The organism is Aeromonas sp. 600948, from assembly GCF_049174875.1.
GTDB lineage: Bacteria > Pseudomonadota > Gammaproteobacteria > Enterobacterales > Aeromonadaceae > Aeromonas > Aeromonas veronii_A.
On record NZ_JAAKTY010000018.1, the window covers coordinates 59,591 to 80,285 of the forward strand.

19 protein-coding genes and 2 tRNA genes are annotated in these 20,695 nt (G+C 60.0%); 11 read left to right on the plus strand and 10 right to left on the minus strand.

Going from position 1 to position 20,695, the window contains the following annotated elements:
- Positions 1–9 precede the first annotated feature (9 nt).
- The 4 genes from G5182_RS15060 (at position 10) to G5182_RS15075 (ending at position 4,217) form a co-directional block, all read left to right on the plus strand.
- Positions 10–705, plus strand: a complete 696-nt coding sequence (locus tag G5182_RS15060; protein ID WP_421212025.1) for an energy-coupling factor ABC transporter ATP-binding protein — start codon at positions 10–12, stop codon at positions 703–705.
- Positions 677–1,321 carry a molybdenum cofactor guanylyltransferase MobA gene (gene mobA / locus G5182_RS15065; protein ID WP_421212027.1) on the plus strand — a complete coding sequence of 215 codons (645 nt, stop codon included), beginning with the start codon at positions 677–679 and terminating at the stop codon, positions 1,319–1,321. The genes G5182_RS15060 and mobA overlap by 29 nt, the downstream gene beginning before the upstream one ends.
- Complete coding sequence (locus G5182_RS15070; protein ID WP_421254494.1) at positions 1,318–3,096, plus strand: bifunctional molybdopterin-guanine dinucleotide biosynthesis adaptor protein MobB/molybdopterin molybdotransferase MoeA; 1,779 nt, start codon at positions 1,318–1,320, stop codon at positions 3,094–3,096. The genes mobA and G5182_RS15070 overlap by 4 nt, the downstream gene beginning before the upstream one ends.
- Before the next feature lie 62 nt (positions 3,097–3,158).
- Positions 3,159–4,217 carry an FUSC family protein gene (locus tag G5182_RS15075; RefSeq protein WP_042054492.1) on the plus strand — a complete coding sequence of 353 codons (1,059 nt, stop codon included), beginning with the start codon at positions 3,159–3,161 and terminating at the stop codon, positions 4,215–4,217.
- A 58-nt stretch (positions 4,218–4,275) separates the two neighbouring features.
- On the opposite strand, the gene G5182_RS15080 is transcribed toward G5182_RS15075, so the two are convergent.
- The 8 genes from G5182_RS15080 to G5182_RS15115 all read right to left on the minus strand — a co-directional run bounded on the left by G5182_RS15080 (position 4,276) and on the right by G5182_RS15115 (position 9,980).
- A complete protein-coding gene (locus G5182_RS15080) occupies positions 4,276–4,830 on the minus strand; it encodes a DUF3332 domain-containing protein (RefSeq protein ID WP_005353791.1) in 555 nt (184 codons plus the stop codon).
- A gap of 180 nt (positions 4,831–5,010) precedes the next feature.
- Positions 5,011–6,312: a methyl-accepting chemotaxis protein gene (locus G5182_RS15085; protein ID WP_421254495.1), complete on the minus strand. Its 1,302-nt coding sequence runs from the start codon at positions 6,310–6,312 to the stop codon at positions 5,011–5,013.
- A 90-nt stretch (positions 6,313–6,402) separates the two neighbouring features.
- Positions 6,403–6,882, minus strand: a complete 480-nt coding sequence (locus tag G5182_RS15090) for a GNAT family N-acetyltransferase (RefSeq protein WP_421254496.1) — start codon at positions 6,880–6,882, stop codon at positions 6,403–6,405.
- A 97-nt stretch (positions 6,883–6,979) separates the two neighbouring features.
- Positions 6,980–7,423: a DoxX family protein gene (locus G5182_RS15095; RefSeq protein WP_421236127.1), complete on the minus strand. Its 444-nt coding sequence runs from the start codon at positions 7,421–7,423 to the stop codon at positions 6,980–6,982.
- Complete coding sequence (locus G5182_RS15100) at positions 7,420–8,172, minus strand: putative DNA-binding domain-containing protein (RefSeq protein WP_421254497.1); 753 nt, start codon at positions 8,170–8,172, stop codon at positions 7,420–7,422. The genes G5182_RS15095 and G5182_RS15100 overlap by 4 nt, the downstream gene beginning before the upstream one ends.
- A complete protein-coding gene (locus G5182_RS15105) occupies positions 8,165–9,013 on the minus strand; it encodes a DUF692 domain-containing protein (RefSeq protein ID WP_421254498.1) in 849 nt (282 codons plus the stop codon). The genes G5182_RS15100 and G5182_RS15105 overlap by 8 nt, the downstream gene beginning before the upstream one ends.
- 72 nt (positions 9,014–9,085) lie before the next feature.
- Complete coding sequence (locus tag G5182_RS15110; protein WP_005334862.1) at positions 9,086–9,349, minus strand: DUF2282 domain-containing protein; 264 nt, start codon at positions 9,347–9,349, stop codon at positions 9,086–9,088.
- A 430-nt stretch (positions 9,350–9,779) separates the two neighbouring features.
- Positions 9,780–9,980, minus strand: coding sequence for a YbfA family protein (locus tag G5182_RS15115; protein WP_005334863.1), 201 nt, complete (start codon positions 9,978–9,980; stop codon positions 9,780–9,782).
- Between the two features lie 212 nt (positions 9,981–10,192).
- Between G5182_RS15115 and G5182_RS15120 the strand changes: the two genes are divergently transcribed.
- Positions 10,193–10,486 carry a hypothetical protein gene (locus tag G5182_RS15120; protein ID WP_005347702.1) on the plus strand — a complete coding sequence of 98 codons (294 nt, stop codon included), beginning with the start codon at positions 10,193–10,195 and terminating at the stop codon, positions 10,484–10,486.
- Positions 10,487–10,534: 48 nt separating this feature from the next.
- Here G5182_RS15120 and G5182_RS15125 read toward each other — a convergent pair.
- Both G5182_RS15125 and G5182_RS15130 read right to left on the minus strand, forming a co-directional pair.
- Positions 10,535–10,608 (minus strand) — tRNA-Cys (locus tag G5182_RS15125).
- A gap of 57 nt (positions 10,609–10,665) precedes the next feature.
- Positions 10,666–10,741: transfer RNA gene (locus tag G5182_RS15130), tRNA-Gly, on the minus strand.
- 249 nt (positions 10,742–10,990) lie between these two features.
- Between G5182_RS15130 and G5182_RS15135 the strand changes: the two genes are divergently transcribed.
- From G5182_RS15135 to G5182_RS15160, 6 genes are all read left to right on the plus strand, one after another.
- Entirely contained in the window at positions 10,991–14,428 is a 3,438-nt protein-coding gene (locus G5182_RS15135; protein ID WP_227342161.1) for an ATP-binding protein, read from the plus strand.
- A gap of 415 nt (positions 14,429–14,843) precedes the next feature.
- Positions 14,844–16,529 (plus strand): ABC transporter substrate-binding protein, encoded by a 1,686-nt coding sequence (locus tag G5182_RS15140; RefSeq protein WP_005353816.1) that lies wholly within the window; start codon positions 14,844–14,846, stop codon positions 16,527–16,529.
- A 118-nt stretch (positions 16,530–16,647) separates the two neighbouring features.
- A complete protein-coding gene (locus tag G5182_RS15145; protein ID WP_005334871.1) occupies positions 16,648–17,631 on the plus strand; it encodes an ABC transporter permease in 984 nt (327 codons plus the stop codon).
- A gap of 46 nt (positions 17,632–17,677) precedes the next feature.
- On the plus strand, positions 17,678–18,598 hold the full coding sequence (locus G5182_RS15150) for an ABC transporter permease (RefSeq protein ID WP_005353820.1): 921 nt from the start codon (positions 17,678–17,680) through the stop codon (positions 18,596–18,598).
- Positions 18,595–19,614 (plus strand): ABC transporter ATP-binding protein, encoded by a 1,020-nt coding sequence (locus G5182_RS15155; RefSeq protein WP_005334876.1) that lies wholly within the window; start codon positions 18,595–18,597, stop codon positions 19,612–19,614. Before G5182_RS15150 ends, G5182_RS15155 begins: the two co-directional genes overlap by 4 nt.
- A gap of 11 nt (positions 19,615–19,625) precedes the next feature.
- A complete protein-coding gene (locus G5182_RS15160) occupies positions 19,626–20,618 on the plus strand; it encodes an ABC transporter ATP-binding protein (RefSeq protein WP_421254499.1) in 993 nt (330 codons plus the stop codon).
- Positions 20,619–20,695 lie beyond the last annotated feature (77 nt).

The following is a 20,695-nucleotide window of genomic DNA, read 5'->3' on the forward strand; positions in this document are numbered from 1 at the left end:
GAGTACCCCATGGCTCTGACCGCCCACCAGCTGACGATGCGCTTTGGCGAGCGCCAGCTGTTCGAGATTGACCGGCTCGCCATCGCACCAGGGGATGCCATCTGGCTGCATGGAGCCAACGGGGTGGGCAAGACCACTCTGCTCAAGATCCTGGCGGGGCTGCTGGCACCCACACGCGGCCACACCAATCTGCCGGGACGCTGGCAACAGCGGCTCAACCGGCTGCTCAAGCGGGATCTGGGGCCGGGCCGGGTCACCTATCTGCACCAGACCCCCTATCTGTTCGATCGCACAGTGCACGACAACGTGGCCTGGGCGCTCGATAAACAACTCGGCAGCGAGATCCGGGTGTTCGAGGCGCTGCGCCGGGTCGAGCTGGAGGGGCTGGCGCGGGAGCACATCAGCATTTTGTCCGGTGGCGAACGGCAACGGCTGGCGATGGCCCGCGCCTGGGCGCTGCAACCGGCCTTTCTGCTGATGGATGAGCCCACCGCCAATCTCGACACACATTCGGTTGCCCTGATGGCCGCATTGGCGCAAGATCTGCGGGAACATGGCAGCGGCCTGGTCGTCATCAGCCACCAGAGCAACGCATTGACCTCCCTGTGCGAGCGGCAATGGACCCTCGCCCGTGGCCAGCTGCAAGAGACGACCCCTTTAAAAATCATCGAGCGACATGACTTCAAAAAGCGAATCCCCCTCTAGCCCTTTTCCCGTGTCGGCAGTGATCCTCGCCGGCGGCCGCGCCACCCGGATGGGGGGCGAAGACAAGGGATGGGTGGAGCTGGCAGGACGCCCTCTTATCGACCATGTTTTGGCGCGCCTGCGCCCCCAGGTGGATGAGGTGCTGATCAACGCCAACCGCAGTCAGGCCCGCTATCAGACGCTGGCTCCGGTCATCAGCGATGACAACAACGACTATCTCGGCCCGCTGGCGGGCATGCAGGCGGGCCTTGCTGCCGCCCGTCACGACTGGGTGCTGTTTGTCCCCTGCGACGGCCCCGCCCTGCCGCTGGATCTGCTGAGCCGCTTTCGCGCCGCCCTGACCCCACAGACCGAGCTGGTAGTGGCCCACGACGGCGACTGGTTGCAACCCGTGGTGGCCCTGCTGCACAAATCCCTGCTCCCCTCCCTCACCGCCGCACTGGCAGAGGGGGAGCGCAAAATCGATATCTGGTTTGCCCGCCACAATATGGCTGTGGTGAGCTTTGCCGATCAGCCGGATGCCTTTATCAATCTCAACAGCCCTGCCGAGCTGGCCGCCTACGAGGCCCGTCTGCTCGCCACGGCTATCGACCCCCAACAAGGAGTCACCTCATGACCCCGGCCCCCACTCTTCCCCTGCTCGGCTTCGCCGCCTGGAGCGGCACCGGCAAGACCACCTTGCTGGAGCAGTTGATCCCCCTGCTGGTGGATCGCGGCCTGCGCATCGGGGTGCTCAAGCACGCCCACCACGACTTTGATATCGACCAGCCGGGCAAAGACAGCTACCGCCTGCGCAAGGCGGGTGCCCAGCAGATGATGGTTGCCTCCCGCCGTCGTCATGCTCGCATTACTGAAACAACGCACGGCGAGACCGAGCTGGCCGAAGCCGATTTTCGCCAGTTGCTGGCCAGCTTCGATCAGACAGAGCTCGATCTGCTCTTGGTCGAGGGGTTCAAGCACGAGCACTTCCCGAAAATCGAGCTGCACCGCGCCGAGATTGGCAAGCCGCTGCTCTTCCCCGAAGACAGCGACATCATCGCGCTGGCCAGCGATCAGCCCCAACAGAGTGGCGAACAACAGCAGACAAGCCTGCCCCGCCTCGATATCAACGATCTGGCGGCTATCGCCGACTTCGTCTGTAGCTGGCTTGACGGCTGCCAGAGTCGCGAGCAGGAGGCTGGCAACGGCTTTTTGTCGGTCGAGGCGGCCCGCAACGCCATTCTGGCGGCCCTCACCCCGAGCACGGCCTGCAGCGACAAACCGTTGGCCCAATGCCACGGCGCCGTGCTGGCCGCCGATTTGATAAGCCCCATCAATGTGCCGCCCCATGCCAACTCGGCGATGGATGGTATTGGCCTTCGCAGCGACGATCTCGCCGCCGGTCGCTGGCAACTGGTGGGGGAAGTGCTGGCGGGCCAGCAGCGCCACGAGCCTGTGCTGGCCGGTCAGGCGGTGCAGATCATGACCGGCGCCCCGCTGCCCCCCGGAGTGGATACTGTGGTGATGCGGGAAGAGACGCATATTGAAGGTGAGTGGGTCACCGTCACCGCACCGATCCGCGCAGGACAGAATGTGCGCCTGGCCGGTGAAGATCTCGCCAAGGGGGCGGTCGCCATCCCGGCCGGTACCTGGCTGGGTGCCCCCCAGCTGGGGCTGGCGGCATCACTCGGTCAAGCCAGTCTCACAGTGCGCACCCCGCTGAAAGTGGCGCTGTTCAGTACCGGTGACGAGGTGCAGGCGCCGGGCGAGCAGCTCGCCCCCGGCCACATCTTCGACAGCAATCGCTTCACCCTGATGGCCCTTATCCGCGCCGCCGGTTGCGAGGTGATGGACCTTGGCATCATTCCCGATGACAAGACCATCCTGCGCCAGCAGCTGGAGCAGGCCGCCGCCAGCGCCGATCTGGTGTTGAGCTCGGGTGGGGTCTCGGTAGGCAACGCCGACTTTATCAAGCTGGTGCTGGCGGAGCTCGGCCAGATCGATTTCTGGCGCATCCAGATGCGGCCGGGCCGCCCGCTCGCCTTTGGCAAGCTGGGGCAGACCCCCTTCTTCGGCCTGCCGGGCAATCCGGTAGCGGCGATGATCTGTGTGCTGCAATTTGTCGAGCCCGCCATCGCCCGCTTGCAAGGCAAGCGGTGGCAGCCGCTGCGTCTCTCGGCTCTGGCGGACGAGAAGATGAAGAGCCGCCCGGGGCGCACCGAGTTTCTGCGCGGCATCTTTCATCAGGACCGTAACGGCCAGCTGAGGGTGCGCACCACAGGGCCACAGGGCTCCGGCATTCTCAGCTCCATGGCCGATGCCAACTGCCTGATCGAAATCGTACCGGATCAACCCGGGATCGCCATTGGCGAGCGGGTCTGGATCCACCCCCTGCAGGGACGACTGGCCTGAATCCCGACGGGGCGTTGGCCGGATGCACGGCGCCCCGTCCCCCACCTGACAGGAGGCAGACCGTGCGTCTTGATGCCCCCCTCTCCCGACTCGATCTGCTGGTCTATGGCCGCTACCGGATCGTCCATGGCTTGCGCATTGCGCTCGCCTTTATGCTCACCTTTCTGCTGACCCGCGAGCTGAAACTGCCGGAGAGCACCTGGCCGCTGATAACCTTGGTGGTGGTGATGGGCCCCATCTCGTTTTGGGGCAATGTGCTCTCACGGGCCCTGCAGCGGGTGGTGGGCACCATCTTCGGCGCCAGTTGCGGGGTGGTGGCGCTCTATCTCGAGATCTACTCGCTACCGCTTACCCTGATCTGGTGCGGCTGCATCATGTTTCTCTGCGGCTATCTGGCCCTCGGCAAGCGCCCCTATGTGGGGCTGCTGATCGGCATCACCCTGGGGGTCACCATGGGGGCCATGCCGGGGGATATAGAGACGGCGCTGTGGCGCAGTGCCGACGTGATCCTGGGCTCACTGCTGGCGCTGCTCTTTTGCAGCATCTATCCCCAGCGGGCCTACAGCCACTGGCGGCTGCAACTGCACCAGATCCTGCAGCAGTCGGGGCGGCTCTATCACACTCACCTCTCCCCCAATGTGCTGGAGCGCCCACGCCTCAAGCACAATCTCTCCCAGCTGTTGGCCCAGACCGGCAAACTGCGGGCCCTGCTGGCCCCGGCGGCCAAGGAGACGCGCCACAGCGTCGCCCTGTTTGATGCGGTGCAGGTCACCATGCGCAACACCCTCTGCACTCTTGAGATGCTGGCCAACACCTACTGGAACGATCGGGAGAGCCACTTCCTGATGCAGAGCACGGCTGCGCTGCAAGCCTGCCATCTGGCCACCGAGGAGGCGATCAACCAGCTTGCCCTGATGATGCAAACCGGTGACGGGCGTGGCGCGGATGCCGCCATCGCTCGCCTGCACGAGGTGGCGACCCAGGTATCGCTGCCGCCCAACGCAGAGGCGGCCATCAATGGTTACCTCTGGCTCAACGTCCAGCTGACCGAGCAGCTCACCCACCTGCGCCGCCTGCTGGGGCTGATCCTCACCCCGCCCCATCGCAAGCAGCCCGACTAGACCCAATGCAAAACGCCCCGCTGTTGCGGGGCGTTCCTGTCGGCATAGGCACTGATGATCAGGCCGCCGTGCGGGCGTTCTCGCTCATCTGCTCCAGCTCCGCACGGCTCAGGGTAGAGACAAAGCGGCCATCGAAGTAGATATCCATCAACTCGCCACGCTTCTCGCCACGCATCATGCTGCGGCGGCCATCCAGATAGTGCACCTCCATCTGGGCGGTATGCTCGTCCGGGTAGCTGATCTCCACCTCGCGCACCCCTTGTGGCAGCATGGCCAGCGGCACCTTCTTGAGGGCCGGATCCAGATGCTGGTTCACCTTGATCACCGGATTGGCCTTCATGTCCACCACAGCCGGAGATTTGCCGGTGATAGGGTTCTTGCCAGACCAGAACTCGATGGTATTGAACACAAACAGGTCAGCGGTCGCGGCCAGACCGTAGACAGGGGAGAGCAGCATAAAAACCCCGGCACGAGCGTAGCGATTATCCACCACGCTCAGGTTGCCCTTGGTGACCATGCCGGAAAGCCCCATCTGCCCCATACAGCCGCCCAGACCCATGCTCGCGACCATAACCAGCAGGGCCATTGCCCGCCCCTTCTGTTGTAATGCCATCGTGTTCTGTTCCTGCTCTGAAATAAATGAGGCGGCAAGCCTAATCAAGGGGCCAGAAGAGGACAATTCACAATGGCGGGACGATACAGGAGGGGTTCAGATTGGCATATCAAGTGCGCAATAAATAAGCACCGATGGGATTATCATCCGATCGGTGCCTCGTTCAACAATCAATAACCGTCAGGAGCCGATGGCCAGATTGGAGACTGTCTCGGTCACATTGATGGCACCCTGCTCTATCTGTGCCATCACGCCACTCACCTCGCCGATCTGCTCCTTGCCACGCTGGGCGCTGGTGGCCACCTCATTGATGTTGCCGGTGATCTGGGCCGTCAGTTCGCGATTTTTCTGAACCACGCTGGCGATCTCGCCGGTCGAGAGGGAGGTGCGCGCAGCCAACTGACGTACCTCGTCGGCCACCACCGCAAAGCCGCGCCCCTGATCGCCGGCCCGGGCAGCCTCGATGGCTGCGTTCAGGGCCAGCAGATTGGTCTGCTCGGCAATGCTGCTGATGGTCGAGACAATGGCTTCAATGCTTTTCGACTGCTCATTGAGCTGGCCAATCAGGCCGGAAGTGCGACTCACCTGTTCGGAAATGGCGCTGGAGATGGCAACCGATGCCGCCAACAGCTCAGACCCAGTTTCGGCAAAGCGGGTGGTCTCCTGCGAAATGGTCTGGGCTATGTTGGCCGCCTCGCTCACTGCCTGGGCGCGCTTGATCCGCTCTGTCACCTCACTGGCAAACTTGATCACCTTGACCACCTTGCCGCTCTCATCCTTGATGGGGTTGTAGGTAGCCTCCAGCCAGATCTCGTTGCCGTGGCTGTCACGGCGACTGAACAGCCCAGACTTGAGCTGGCCGTGGGCCAGATCGTCCCAGAAGTGGGGTTGCTCGCGATAGAAGCTCTCATCGCAAAACAGCCTGTGATGCTGCCCCTTGAGCTGCGAAAGGGAGTAACCGACGCAGGAGAGGAAATTCTGATTGGCCGTCACAATCTCCCCCTTGGGGGTGAACTCGATAATGGCGAGCGCCCGATCGAGTGCCGAGATGATCGCTTTCTGACGACTCAACTGCTGATAACTCTCGGTGATATCGGAGGCTATCTTGACGACCCTGACCACCTTGCCCTCAACCTTGACCGGGAAGTAGGTAGCCTCCAGCCACAACTCCCGACCCTGTTTATCAAAGCGTTGGTAAGTGCCACTGTGGCTATGCCCCTGACGAAGCTGTTCCCAAAACTGGGCGTAGGAGGATGACTGGACGTAGTGGGCATCACAAAAAATCCGGTGGTGTTTACCAATCACCTCCTGCTCGCTATAGCCCACCACATTCAGAAACAGCGGGTTCGCCTCGAGGATCTCGCCGCTTGGAGTGAAACTGATGGTAGCGACACCGACTTTTACTGCATCAATAAATGCCTGGGCCTGGGCCAACTGCATTTGACACGCTTGTAATTCCGCTTTGAGTTTGAAGTTGAACATCTGCCCTGCCCCTCTATTACCTGGTTACAACTACGTCACATCTGCATGAACTTTAGACGAGAAACCATAGAGATAACGGGGGCCCATCGATTAAGGTGCCAGGTCCCACTCCAGATAGGCCGGATTGGCGACAAAGCCGATCCGCTCATAGAGAGGGCGCCCCTGCTCGCTGGCATGGAGCCACACCTTGCCCAGCTGACGCGATCTGGCGAAGGCCGTTATGGCATCGAGCAGCGCCGTGGCGCTCCCCTGCTGGCGCCATTGTGGCCGCGTATACATATTGAGCAGATACCCCTCCATCCCCGCCAGATTGCCGGGATAGGGCGGCCGTACAAACAATGCCAGCGTCCCTGCCGCCACGATCTGTTTGCCGCCCTCTTGCGTATCGGCCTCAGCCAGCCAGGATAAAGCACTCTCTTCACTCATCGCCCGGGTGAAATAGTCAAGGGTGGCCTGCCACAAGGCCGGGTCTGCCTGCGGCGTCACCAGCTCACCGACCTCACAAAACAGCTCCATGCGCAGCGCCACCAGTGCGGGAATATCTGCGGCCCTTGCCTGACGAATAATCATTGGCTGCTCCTTTTCTCTCATGGGAAATTTCGCCGGCCGTCATTATGACAAAGAGCGCCTTGTGGCGCTCTTTGTCATTGGGGAAATCACTGATAAATCAATGGCTGCGACGTGTCAGCCAGTGATCCAGGCTCAGCACACCGCCGCCCCAGATGATCAGGGTCAGCAGCATCCAGCCCCACAGCTGGTGATCGTAAAAGCCACCCGCCCAGAGGGTCGGGTAGGAGATCACCGCCATGATATTGAAGCCAAACAGCAGCAAGGCGGCCGGGCGAGTAAAAAGCCCTGCCAGCAGGAAGAGCGGCAGCAGCAGCTCGGTCGCCGTACCCAGATAGGCAGCCCACAACCAGGGCAACAGGGGAACCTGATACTCGGATTCAAACAGATAGAGGGTTGAATCCCACGCCGTCAATTTGAGCCAGCCTGAGGTGACAAAGACCGACGCGACCCACAGCCGCGCCAGCAACAGCACACCGGCACTGCTCCAGCGCGGCAAATCACCACTCGAGCTGGCCAGCGCCAGCCATTTGTTTGCCATCATGGCATTACCTCCATATCCACCAGCAGACCAAGGGTTATCAGGCGAGTGAGATGTTCACTAGCCGCAGGGTCGGCCGCAAGCAAATCGACCAGCGCCGTACCAGCGAGACATCCCTGTAGCAGCGCCCACTCACCCGCCGTCAGGGGCAAGGGCGCAACCCGGCAATCCGGCTGTTTCTTCAATGCCAGCCAGACGGGGGCATCAAGCACCTCCACCGCTTCACCACCGTGCAGCGCCATCTGCCACAGGGCCAGCACCGGATAATCGCTGGCAACCAGCAGCAGATCCGTGGCTGGCAAGAGTCGCAGCCACTCCCATTGTTGCGGCGATAATGCGGCCAGACGCTCGGCTGGCCAGCAGCGTGATTCCAGCGGCAGCAGACTGGCACGCTCCAGCTGCCATTCGAACTGCGCCAGCGCCTCCAGCCAGGGCAGTCCGGTTGTTGTTGGCAAGCGGGCCAACCATTGGCCAAATCCGGCGCCATAGTGCATGACGCTCCCTTCCCTGAGCGGCTCGGCCAATACGAAGCCACGGGCCGCCGCTGCAAAAAAGTCATCCCCGACCATGGTCTTGACGGCGGGATAACTGCTCGCCAGCACCTCGCCAAGGCTCAGGATGAAGTGGTTGCGATAGACCTGCAGCACCGATTCGGCAGAAAAGAGCCGGGAGCTGATGTGAGGGGCAATGGCGTCAGGCGCCCCCAGCAGACCATCGGCAAAGTGCTGTTGCAGCTGTGCCAGTTCAGCCATGGGCCACCTCCCGTGGTGCACTCATGGCACGCGCCTCATCCAGAATGGCACTGGCCTGCGCCGCCTCTGCCAGCAAGACCGGCAGCGGCGGGATCTCGAGGTCCCACTCAATCAGGGTAGGAATGGCCTGCTTGCGGCAGATCTGGCGATATAGTTCCCAGACCGGCGCCACCACAGAGGCGCTGTGGGTATCGATATAGAGGGAGCCTTCCGGCAGCTGCTTCTCGGTATAACCGGCCAGATGGATCTCCCCGACGGTGGCGAGATCGATCGCCGCCAGATACTCATCGCAAGAGAAACCGTGATTGAAGGCACTGACATAGAGATTATTGAGGTCGAGCAGAATGCCGCACTCGCTGCGCTGCTGCAGCTCGGCCAGAAATTCCCACTCGCTCATCTCCCCGGGCAGTTGCAGATAGGAGGAGGGATTTTCAATCAACATGCGGCAACCCAGGGTCTGTTGTACCTGCTGGATCTTGTCGCTCATGTTGCGCAGGGAGGCTCGGGTATAGGGCACCGGCAGCAGATCGTTGAAGTAACGCCCGCCAATGCTGCCCCAGCTGAGATGTTCGGAGATCCGTACCGGTTTGATCGCCGCAGCCAGTGTCGACAACTGCTGCAGATGGTGCGGATCGAGCGGGTCTGCAGAACCGAGGGACATGCCAACGCCGTGAAGACTGACGGGGTAGTGCTGCGCCAGTTCGGCGAGCACCTGAAAACCGTGACTGTGCCGTTCGAAGTAATTTTCACTGTGCACCTCCAGCCAACCGACTGCCGGCAGGGTTTGCCGGATCTCATCGTAATGGGGAGTGCGTAATCCGATACCAATCAAAGGGTTCATCGCAAGACTCGTTTTCGCCAATCAGAGAAGATGCAGGGGGCGACCCATTGGCCATCCCCTGCCCGATGTCTCTTACTTGGGTTGCAGCGAACCGCCGACCAGCTTCTCGCACAGCCCTTTGGGCATCACCACAAAGGCATCACCCTGAGCATCTTCCTTGGCAGTACCGGCGCAGGAGCTGCTCTTGGTCGCACAGTCATTTTTGCTGGCCTTGACCACGCCGTAGCACTTCTCCTTTTCATCGGCAGCCATTGCTGGTGCCGCGATAAACTGGGCGCCCAGCGCCAGCAGACCGGTCATGGCGGAGGCGATAGCAGTGCTTTTTTTAACATTCATGTTCATGTTCCTTTTGATGTCGTTGGATGTTGCTGATATCCCCGATTTGTCGCAACCGGGTACCTGCAATAGAACCGGCAAACGGGATATTCCCTTTCAAAAAAACACAAAAAGAGTTAAAAAACCCAAAGACAAATATTCAATCAATTGATTTTAAACAGCTATTTCATCATTGAAAATGTCTCGACGACCACCCATTAATGAACGGGAAAAGTGCCATATGGTGCTTTCATCCCGTTAATCTTCTTCACTGCTTCCATCAAAAGAGAGGCGTCAGACATAAAAAAGCCCCGCCAACAGGCAGGGCTGGACGCAACTTGCAAGAAACAAGAAATCAACAAGCGGGGGGGTGGGAGCCAGGAGTTGCGGCAAGCAGATAAAAAAAGAGACAGCTTTGGCTGTCTCTTTTTGCACATGGTGCGAATGGGGTTTAGTAGAAGATCCGCTCGCCACGCTCGCTCATTTTGAGCCACACCGGTTTGGTGCTGGTTTTGTTCCAGATCCGGTGCAGATAGCTGTAGAAGCGGGCACGATCGCTGCGAAACAGCATCACGGGGAAAGCCAGAATGCCCACCAGCAATACATAAATGCGACGAAGAATAATCTGAGTCAGGGAAAAGGGATGAAACATGATGTAACTCCTTACTGGTAAGACCACTGAGCAAAGATTACTCCACTTCATGTAGGATTACTACATCACCAACGCATTTTTTTATAAAAAAATGGTCGAAAACGAGAAATACTGAAAACGGGTTACGTCATTAACCAACAGTTAACAAACTTGCGAAAATCGTGCGCTTTGCCACAGTTATCAGGGGAAAAACATGCAGTAGGGAGACACGCATGAAACTGCCGGAAGTGGCACTGCTGGTGCTGATGGTTGCCCTGACACGAGCACAACTGGAGGAGTGGCAACTGAATCGGGAAGATGCCATCGTGCTGGCCGAACGGGGCGTGCCCACCGTCAGCCTGTGGCAATGCGGCACGCTGAAGCAACGGATTGCGGATCTCAACCAGCACAGTGCCGAGGTGCAGTTTCAATATCGGGGGCAAAACATGGCGGATGTGAGCCACTATCTCGAGCGCGAGTGGAAACAGGCTGGCTGCGAACAGTTACTGGTACAGCAAGGATACTGACCAAAGCTAAGACTCGAAGAGTGATGATTGAGATAAACAGAGAAAATATGGAGGCACGTTCCGGAGTCGAACCGGACTAAACGGATTTGCAATCCGCTGCATAACCGCTTTGCTAACGCGCCATGCTGACAAGACTGATTGTCTTGAAAGTGAGTTCCATCGTTGGTGCGATGGAAGATTGGAGCGGGAAACGAGACTCGAACTCGCGACCCCGACCTTGGCAAGGTCGTGCTCTACCAACTGAGCTATTCCCGCGTTACTGCTTTCGTGCCAGTTGCCTGACAACGAGGCGCATTATACGTACCACGAGCGCCAGCACAACCCCTTTTTCGCAATTTAAGCCTTGATGCAGACTGTTTGCTCAGGGTTTAAACGCCTTGCTGCATTTTTCTCCAGCCAGCTGTGACCCACCAAGCGAATTTGGGATAAAGTCGTTGAAATGATTACGCTTTCGTTCGAGACTTGAGCGGCTTAATAACCGGATTCTCAATTGAAAATCACAAGATGAAATGGATCTTCACGCTTCGTGGGCTCAGGCCGCAGTTAATGCTGGCTTTTTTCATGTTGGGCATGGTGCCCTTTTTGGTCATCACCCTCTTCTTCCTATACAGCCACGGCAAGGATCTCACCACCCAGACCTCCAACCATCTGGTCTCCGTTCGTAATATCAAGAAGAGTCAGCTCGAGGATTACTTCAACAACCTCAAAGAGCAGATCATCAACTTCTCCCAGCAGGATTTTGCCGGCAACAGTATCGGCCGTTTCTATGGCTTTACCGGCGCCTTCGAGAAGCTGGGCACCACGCCGCAGGAGGCCCGCAGCCGCGCCCAGGCCCGCTATCTGCCCGGCTCCTGGGATCAACTGCGCAAACCGGACAGTCAGGTAGAGATCGAACCCTCCATCACGGCGCTTATCCTCGCCGACGAGATGTATGGCCGGGTGCACCAGCGTTTTCATCGCGGCTATGCCGACATGGTGCGCAAGTCCAACTACAGCGACATCTTTCTGGTGGACCTTAACGGTGATGTGGTCTATTCGGTCACCAAGCACCCTAACTTTGCCACCAATCTGCTCTCCGGCCCCTACCAGGGCAGTGGCTTGGGCCAGACCTTCGCCAAGATCAAACGCCGCCTTGATGGCGGCCAGAAACCGCAGCAGATCTTCGAGTTCACCGATTTTGGCCGCAACGAGCTGACCGGGCAGGTGGTCGCCTACATGGCAGCCCCCGTGATGCAGTACGACTATGTGCGCGGTGTGGTGATTTTCGAGCTGCTGCCGGACAAGCTCAACCAGATCATGGCGGAGCGGGAGGGGCTGGGCGAGACCGGCGAGACCATCCTGATCGGCCCCGACAAGCGGATGCGCGCCGATGCCTGGCTGGCGCCGGAGTTCAGCGTCGAGAACAGCTTCAGCCCCAACTTCCGGCCGCTGCAAACGCCCCTCATCACCAAGACGCTCTCCGGCGAGCAGGGGGTCGGGCTGTTCCACTCCTATCAGGATGACGAGGTGCTGGCCGCCTACACCCAGGTAAAGGTGTTCGATACCGAGTGGGCCTTTATCGCCGAGATCTCCACCCGGGAAGCCTATGCCCCGATCCGCCAGCTGGAGACTCTGGTGATTGTGCTGGGCGCGGGCTCGGTGCTGCTGCTGATCCTCTTCTCCCGCTGGCTCTCTCACTCCATCACGGCGCCGCTGCGCTCCCTGACCGAAGCGGCCGAGCAGGTGGCCGACGGCGCGCTGGATCACCCCATCGCCATCGAGCGCACCGGCGATGATATCGACCGGCTGGCCGAGGCGTTTCGCCATATGCAGCGCTCGGTGAAGGACAAGATCGAACTGATCGAACAGCAGACCCAGGAGCTGCAACAGCAGGTCAAGCTGACCCACAAGCAGAACCTCAGCCTGCAGCAAGCGGACAAGCTCAAGGATGAACTGCTGGCCAACACCTCCCACGAGCTGCGTACCCCCATTCACGGCATCAAGGGGATGGCCGAGTCGATGCTCGCCAGCCAGCAGGATTTGACCGAAGGGCAGCAAAAGCAGCTCGGCCTCATCATCAAGAGTGCAGACGGCCTGGCCCGTCTGGTTGACGATCTGCTGGACTACCACCAGATGCGCTACGGCCAGCTGGAGATCCACTCCCAGCCCGTCTCATCCAAGGGGGTTATCCGGCTGGTGCTGGACCTCTGCCAGCATCTGGTGCAGGCCAAACCCCTCACCCTGGTGGATATCAGCCCGGCCGAACTACCGCCGGTGCTGGCCGACGAGCAACGACTCGAACAGGTGCTCTACAACCTGGTGGGTAACGCCATCAAGTACACGCCGCAGGGCAAGGTGGTGCTCAGTGCCATCGTCGAGAACAACTTCCTGCGCATCAAGGTCACCGACACCGGCATCGGCATTGCCCCCGATCATCTGGAACACATCTTCGAGCCGCTGGTGCAGATGAGCCCGGAGGTAAGCAAGCAGGGGGCCGGCCTTGGTCTCTCCATCACCCGCCAGCTGGTGCACCTGATGGGGGGCGAGCTGTTTGTCGAGAGCGAGCCGAGCGTTGGCTCGACCTTCGCCTTTACCCTGCCCCTTGCCACCGGCAAAGCGGCCAATCTGACTCTCGACAGCCGCCAGATCGAGCATCAGCTGGTGCGCCAGCAACCGCTGATCCTGCCGAACTGGGAGAGCGACGATCTGCCCCCTCCCCCCGAGGATGCTCCGCTCATTCTGGTGGTGGATGACGAGCCCATCAACCTGCACATCCTGCGCCATCTGCTGCAGCCCTGCGGCTACCGCATCCTGCCCAGCAGTGACGGCCACGATGCGCTGGCCAAGCTGGCCGAGGTGCAGGTGGACCTCATCCTGCTCGATGTGATGATGCCGACCCTTTCCGGTTTTGACGTCTGCCGTCGCCTGCGCCAGCAACACCCGAAAGATATGCTGCCGGTGCTGCTGCTCACCGCCCTCAACCAGCCCAAGGATATCGAGGAGGGCTTCGGGGCCGGAGCCAACGACTATCTGGTCAAACCCTTCTGCAAAGAAGAGCTGTTTGCCCGGGTCAAGGCACTGCTGGAGGCCAAGGCCGGACGCGCCTCGCTGGTAGAGAACCGGCTATTGAAGCAGGAGATCGAACATCGCCTCACCCTGCAGGAACGACTGCATCAGGATCAGCAGCGCCTGCTGGCCCTGCTCGGCGAAGGGGCCGACCCCATGATCTTTATCGACGAGCAGGGCACAGTGCTGTTTGCCTCCCGGGTGATGGCACGCCTGCTGGGGCAGGAGCCGGAAGCCATGGAGGGGCAGCCCCTCAATGAGTGGCTCGCCACCCCGCTGCAACAGCAGTGGCCCGACCTTGCCAGCGAGCGGGAACACAATCTGGAGTTTCTGGTGGCCGGGCAAAAAGATGTGCTCAACGCCCGTGCCCTGCCCATCGCACTCGGAGGACAGGCCGCTTTCGCCCTCACTCTGAGTACCGAGCTGCGTCAGGATGAGAACCGGGTAATGGCGCTGGAGAACGCCCTCAAGAACCTCTCGCGGCAAGCCATCATCGAAGATGAACAGCTGCTGGGCGAGCTGAGCCGCCTGGGTGGCGAGTTCCGTTCGCTGGCCGACGACCTCATTCGCCAGCAGGATGACGAGCCGCTGCGTCGGGCGCTGGTAGAGACCATGCAGCTCACCCTGGATGCCTGGCAGCAGGGGACCGGCAAGGGCAAAATCGTGCTGGCGGAGAAGAGCAAGCTGTGGCGGGTCTATATGGACAGATCCAGCCCTCAGACCCGCACCCTCGACAAATACCTGAGTCTGGACACCCTGCCCAAGTCGCCACGCTGGAAGACGGTCGTGGCCACCACCGAGTATGTGCTGGGCCACTGCCCGCTCAATGACCACCAGCGCCAGCAGTTACAGCACAGCGCCCAGACCCTGCGTCAACTCGCCAACCGCAAGCCGTGACACGGCGCCCTAAACGGGCGCCGGATCACAATTGGCAATCTGGTTTCTTTTTATGCAAAACAAAGCCCCGCACGACCCCGAAACCGAGAGCGGATCCAATTCACAAATTTGTCATACACGCCATTTTCACAGCCACTTTTTACGCGAAAGCAAATAACGAAAAGCTATGATTTTAAAAAGATAAAAATCGATTTTGACGAGATTGACGTAACACCGTCAATTTTTACGAAAACAACGAAATCAATAGTTGTTGTTTTCCTGTTAATTCTGGTTTGCTTAGGGCGTTGGAAAACAGAACGACAAAGGTTAGACACCTGACCAACACAGAGGGCCGATTTCATCAGCATGCGAAACCGGTGCTCACACAAAACAAGGCGAACCCTCGGGAATGCCAAAAAATAAGAAAGGAAAACATATGCTTGCCAAAGTATCCAAAATCTCTACCGCTGTAATGCTGGGAACCATGATGCTTGCCGGTGCCGCCGGTAACGCCATGGCCGCAGAAAACAAAACCGTGTTGACCATGGTCGCACAGCAGGAAACCGCCTGGGTCAAGAACTTCAACCCCTTCCTGCAAGCGGGCTTGCTGCACACCACCCGTCACTTCATCTATGAGCCGCTGGTGATCTTCAACGATATGCAAGGGGGCAAACCCGTCTATCGTCTGGCCACCAACTATGCGTTCAGCGATGACCTGAAATCCGTCACCTTCGATCTGCGTGACGGCGTGAAGTGGTCTGACGGCGAAGCCTTTGATGCCGATGACATCATCTTCTCTTTCAATCTGGTCAAGGCCAACAAGGCGCTGGATGAGCGCTCAATCTGGACCCAGATCAAGAGCGTCGAGAAGCTGGCCCCCAACAAGGTCAAATTCGACCTGACCGAGGTCAACACCAACGTGGTGAATGATCTGGTGCTGGTACCCATAGTGCCGGAGCATCAGTGGAAATCGGTGAAAGATCCGGTTGCCTTCACCAACGACAAGCCGGTTGGTACTGGCCCCTTCACCGAAGTGGACAACTTCTCCGCCCAGCTCTACACCCAGTGCCGCAACCCGCACTATTGGGATAACGCCAACCTCGCTATCGACTGTATCCGCATGCCGCAGATGGCCACCAACGACCAGGTGCTGGCGGCTGTCATGAAGGGTGACATCGACTGGTTCGGCTCCTTCGTGCCGGATATCGAACGCCTCTACGTCGGCAACGATCCGAAGAACAACAAATACTGGTTCCCGGCCTCCGGTACCGTGGCGTTCAACGTCAACTTCCAGACCAAGAACCCGGGCAATAACGAAGCCTTCAACGACATCAACTTCCGCCGCGCCTTCTCCATGGCGATGGACCGCCAGTCCATGGTGGATATCGCGGGCTACGGCTACCCCACCGTCAACGAGTACCCGTCAGGTCTGGGCAAAGCCTTTGACTCCTGGAACAACCCGGAAGTGGACAAGAAGTACGGCAAGTACAACAAGTTCGATCTGGAAGGGGCCAAGGCCCTGCTGAAAGAGGCAGGCTACAAGGATTGTGACGGCGACAAGTTCCTCGACACCCCGAGCTGCAAAAAGATCGAGTTCAAGGTACTGGTACCGAACGGCTGGACCGACTGGGTCAACACAGTTCAGATTGGTGTAGAAGGGCTGCAGGCGCTGGGCCTGAACGCCAAGACCGCCACCCCGGAAGCAACCGTCTGGACCGAGAACCTGATCACCGGTGACTTCGATGTCGCCCTGCAGGGTTACTTTGCCGGTGCCAACCCGCACAAGTACTTCGAGACCGCGTTCCACTCCCGCAACATGGGCGACCGTGGCAACCGCTTCGCCGCGCCCCGTTACAAGGACCCCGAGCTCGACAAGCTGATCGATGACTTCACCCAGACCGCCGATGCGGCCAAGCAGAAGGAGATCATGTTCGCCATCCAGGATCGTGTTGGTGCCAACCAGACCATCATTCCGGTCTTCAACAACCCGACCTGGTATGAGTACAGCACCAAGCGCTTCAACGGCTGGTTCAGTGCTGATAACCCGGTAGCCAAACCTCAGCTCCACCCGGACACCCCTGAGCGTCTGCTGCACGTGTTGTCCCTCAAGCCAAACAGCTAAACAATCCCGGCCCCCTGCGGGGGGCCATCTTCCCCGTTAACCCCTTTCTTGCCCGGCACCGCCGGGGTTGGGGTAGCTATACCCGACGCGGGGCAGACTTGCAGTAAAAGGTACTATCATGGGATTCATACTGAGACGCTTTTCCTTCTATCTGGTTGCCTTTCTGGTAGCCGCCACCATCAACTTCCTGTTACCCCGTGCCATGCCAGGGGATCCTGTCTCCGTGATGTTTGCCCGCGCTGGCGCCATGATGGAACCCGCCGCCCTGGAAGCCCTCAAAGCCACCTTCGGCTTTGTCGACGGCCCCATCGGCACCCAGTTTCTCACCTATGTGAAGAGTGTCTTCACCTGGGATCTCGGCACCTCGGTGCGCTTCTACCCGCAGCAGGTCTCTGACGTGCTGGGCCGTGCCATCGGCTGGACCCTGTTTCTGGTCGGCACCTCCACCATCCTGAGCTTCTCCCTCGGTTCCATCGTCGGCATCTTCGCCGCCTGGTATCGCGGCGGCCGGATGGACAGCATTCTCTCCCCGCTCACCCTGGTGATGCAGGCCATTCCGCCGGTGGTGGTCTCCCTGCTCGCCCTGTTCCTGTTCGGGGTCAGCCTCGAGTGGCTGCCCATCGGCTACGCCTACAGCCCGGAGATCAAGGCTGACTGGGGCTGGGAGCACATCAAGAGCATCATGACTCACGCCATCATGCCGGTGCTGACCCTGGCCGTGGTACAGGTGGGGGGCTTTCTTATCACCATGCGCAACAACATGATCAACCTGCTGGGCGAGGATTACATCACCATGGCCAAGGCCAAGGGGCTCTCCAGCAACCGGGTGATCTTCAACTACGGCGCCCGCAACGCCATTCTGCCCAGCGTCACCGCCCTCTCCATGGCGCTCGGCTTCGTTATCGGTGGCTCCCTCATCACCGAAGTTATCTTCAACTATCCCGGCCTGGGCCTGACCCTTTATCAGGGCATTCTGGCCCGCGACTACCCGCTCATTCAGGGGCAGCTGCTCATCATGACCATCACCATGCTCAGCTTCAACTTCCTGGCCGACGTGCTCTACGTCTTCCTGGATCCCCGTCTGCGTACAGGAGGCAAATAAGATGCGTATGCCGACCATGCTCAAAATTCTGTTACCGGACAACAAGATGCGTATGCCCACAATCCTCAAAATCCTGCTGGGCAACAAGAAGGCTGCCTGTGGCCTCGCCATCGTGGTTGCCTTCGTACTGATGGCCCTCTTTGCCCCCATTCTGGCCAGCAACGAGCCGACCAAACGGGTGGCTCGCCCGCACCAGCCGCCCAGTGCCGAGTTCGTGATGGGTTCAACCCGCATGGGCCACGACATCTGGGCCCAGTTCACCAACGGCGCCCGTATTTCGCTGCTGGTGGGCTTCAGCGCAGGCCTGCTGGTCTGCACCCTGGCCGTCGCCATCGGCATCACCGCCGGTTACTTCGGCGGTCTGGTGGATGAGTGCCTCACCTTCCTGATGAACGTGGTGCTGGTGATCCCCAACCTCCCCTTGCTACTGGTGCTGGCGAGCTTTATCGGGGAGGCGTCACCGGCGGTGATTGCCGTGATAATAGGGTTGACCTCGTGGGCCTATGGCGCGCGGGTCATCCGTGCCCAGACCCTGGCCCTGCGCGAGAAGGAGTTCGTCATCGCCGCCGAAGTGTTGGGCGAGCCGGCCTGGCGCATCATTCTGGTGGAGATCCTGCCCAACCTCATCTCCATCATCGGGGTGAGCTTCATCGGCTCCATCATCTACGCCATCGTCACCGAAGCGACCCTGGAGTTCCTGGGGCTTGGCGACCCGACCGTGGTGAGCTGGGGCATCATGCTCTACAACGCCCAGACCTCCAGTGCCATTCTGGTCGGCGCCTGGTGGGAGATCCTGGCCCCCTGCTTCGCCATCGCCACCCTGGGTGCCGGTCTGGCTCTGCTCAACTTCGCCATCGACGAGATTGCCAACCCGCAGCTGCGCTCCCACAAAGGGTTGAGCCGCTGGAAGAAACTTGCCACACCGGTCGCAACACCACTCTCTGCCGCACAGGAGAAGACAGCATGAACAAGCATCCCCTGCTGTCAGTACGCAATCTTTGCGTCGACTACATCACCGAAAATGGCGACGTGCGCGCCGTCAACTCGGTGAGCTTCGATATCAGACAAGGCGAGATCTTCGGTCTCGCCGGTGAGTCGGGCTGCGGCAAATCCACCGTCGCCTTCTCGGTGGCCCGGCTGCACAAGCCGCCCGCCTACATCAGTGGTGGCGAGATCCTGTTCAAGGGGGAGAACATCCTCCATTACAACGACGAGCGGCTGCGCTCCTACCGCTGGCAACAGGTGTCGGTAGTGTTCCAGTCCGCCATGAACGCCCTGAACCCAGTGCTGCGGATGGAGGAGCAGTTCTGCGACGTGCTGCTGGCCCACAACCCCGGCATGACCCGTTACGAGGCGATCAAGCGCGCCCAGGAGCTGCTCACCATAGTCGATATTCACCCGAGCCGGCTCAAGGACTACCCGCACCAGTTTTCCGGCGGCATGCGCCAGCGGCTGGTGATTGCCATCGCCATGGCGCTCAACCCCGAGCTGCTCATCATGGATGAGCCGACCACGGCGCTCGATGTGGTGGTACAGCGGGAGATCCTGCAGAAGGTCTATGCCCTGAAAGAGAAGTTCAACTTCTCCATTCTGTTCATCACCCACGACCTCTCCCTGATGGTGGAGTTCTGCGATCGCATCGGCATCATGTATGCCGGTGAGCTGGTGGAGGTGGCTCCTTCCAAGGCGATCCTGACCGCGCCGCTGCACCCCTATACCAGAGGGCTCGGCAACTCCTTCCCGCCCCTGCACGGGCCGAAGAAGGTACTGGAGGGGATCCCGGGCACACCGCTCAACCTGCTGGAGGTGCCGGTCGGCTGCCGCTTTCAGGCCCGCTGCGGCAAGGTGCACGATCGCTGCCGTCAGGAGTACACCAGATTGGCCGAGATCCGCCCCGGGCAACAGACCGCCTGCCACCTCTATGAGGAGCAGGGACTGCAACAAGATTCCGTGATCTATCTGGACAAGGCCGCTGGCTGTTAAGGATGTCTGTCATGCAAATCGCCAAAACCGATGCACCCATCATCGAAGTCCAGCACCTCTACAAGGACTTCCCCATCAACTCCAATGCCATCAAGAGTGGCAAGATGCGGGCGCTCTCCGACATCACCTTCAACCTGCACCGGGGCCGCGCCCTGGCGGTGGTCGGGGAGTCGGGCTCCGGCAAGAGCACCATCGCCAAGATCATCGCCAAGATGTACAAGCTCAGTGCCGGGCGCATTCTCTATCGCGGCCACGATCTGGAGGAGTTCAACAAGGGCACCGCCCTGCTCGACTATCGCCAGAGCGTGCAGATGGTGTGGCAAGATCCGTTCGGTTCGCTCAACCCGACCCACACCATCTATCACCACATCGCCCGTCCCCTGCTGCTGCACAGCAAGGTGATCGACAAGAAAGAGCTGCCCGACATGGTCTACGCCCTGCTGGAAAAGGTCGGTCTGACCCCCGCCAAGGCGACGGCGGCCAAGTATCCGCACCAGCTCTCCGGCGGCCAGCGCCAGCGGGTCAACATCGCCCGCAATCTGGCGGTGGAGGCGGAAGTGGTGCTGGCGGACGAGCCGACTTCCATGCTCGACGTCTCCATTCGCATCGGCATCCTCAACCTGATGGAGCAGATGAAGAATGAGCTCGGCGTCTCCATGCTCTACATCACCCACGACATCGCCACCGCCCGCTATGTGGCGGAAGATCTGGCGGTCATGTATGTGGGTCACATGGTGGAGTGGGGAGAGGTGGACGAGATCCTGCATCACCCGCAGCACCCCTACACCCAGCTGCTTATCTCGGCGGTGCCCGACCCGGAGAAGAGCATCCACGCCGAGCTGGAGGGTGGCCGCAAGGGGGAGATCCCGCTCTGGACGCCGGAGTCCTGCGGTTGCCCCTTTGCCGGGCGCTGCAATCAGGCGATACCCCGCTGCAAGGAGGCGCTGCCCCCCATCACCAAGCTTGCCGACAACCACTTCGTGCGCTGCTACCTCTACGAGTGAGGGTGAGCCTTAGACCGGCCGGACAACCCTGTCCGGCCATGCCTCGATACGGGGCGGCCACAGCCCCGTGATGTGCC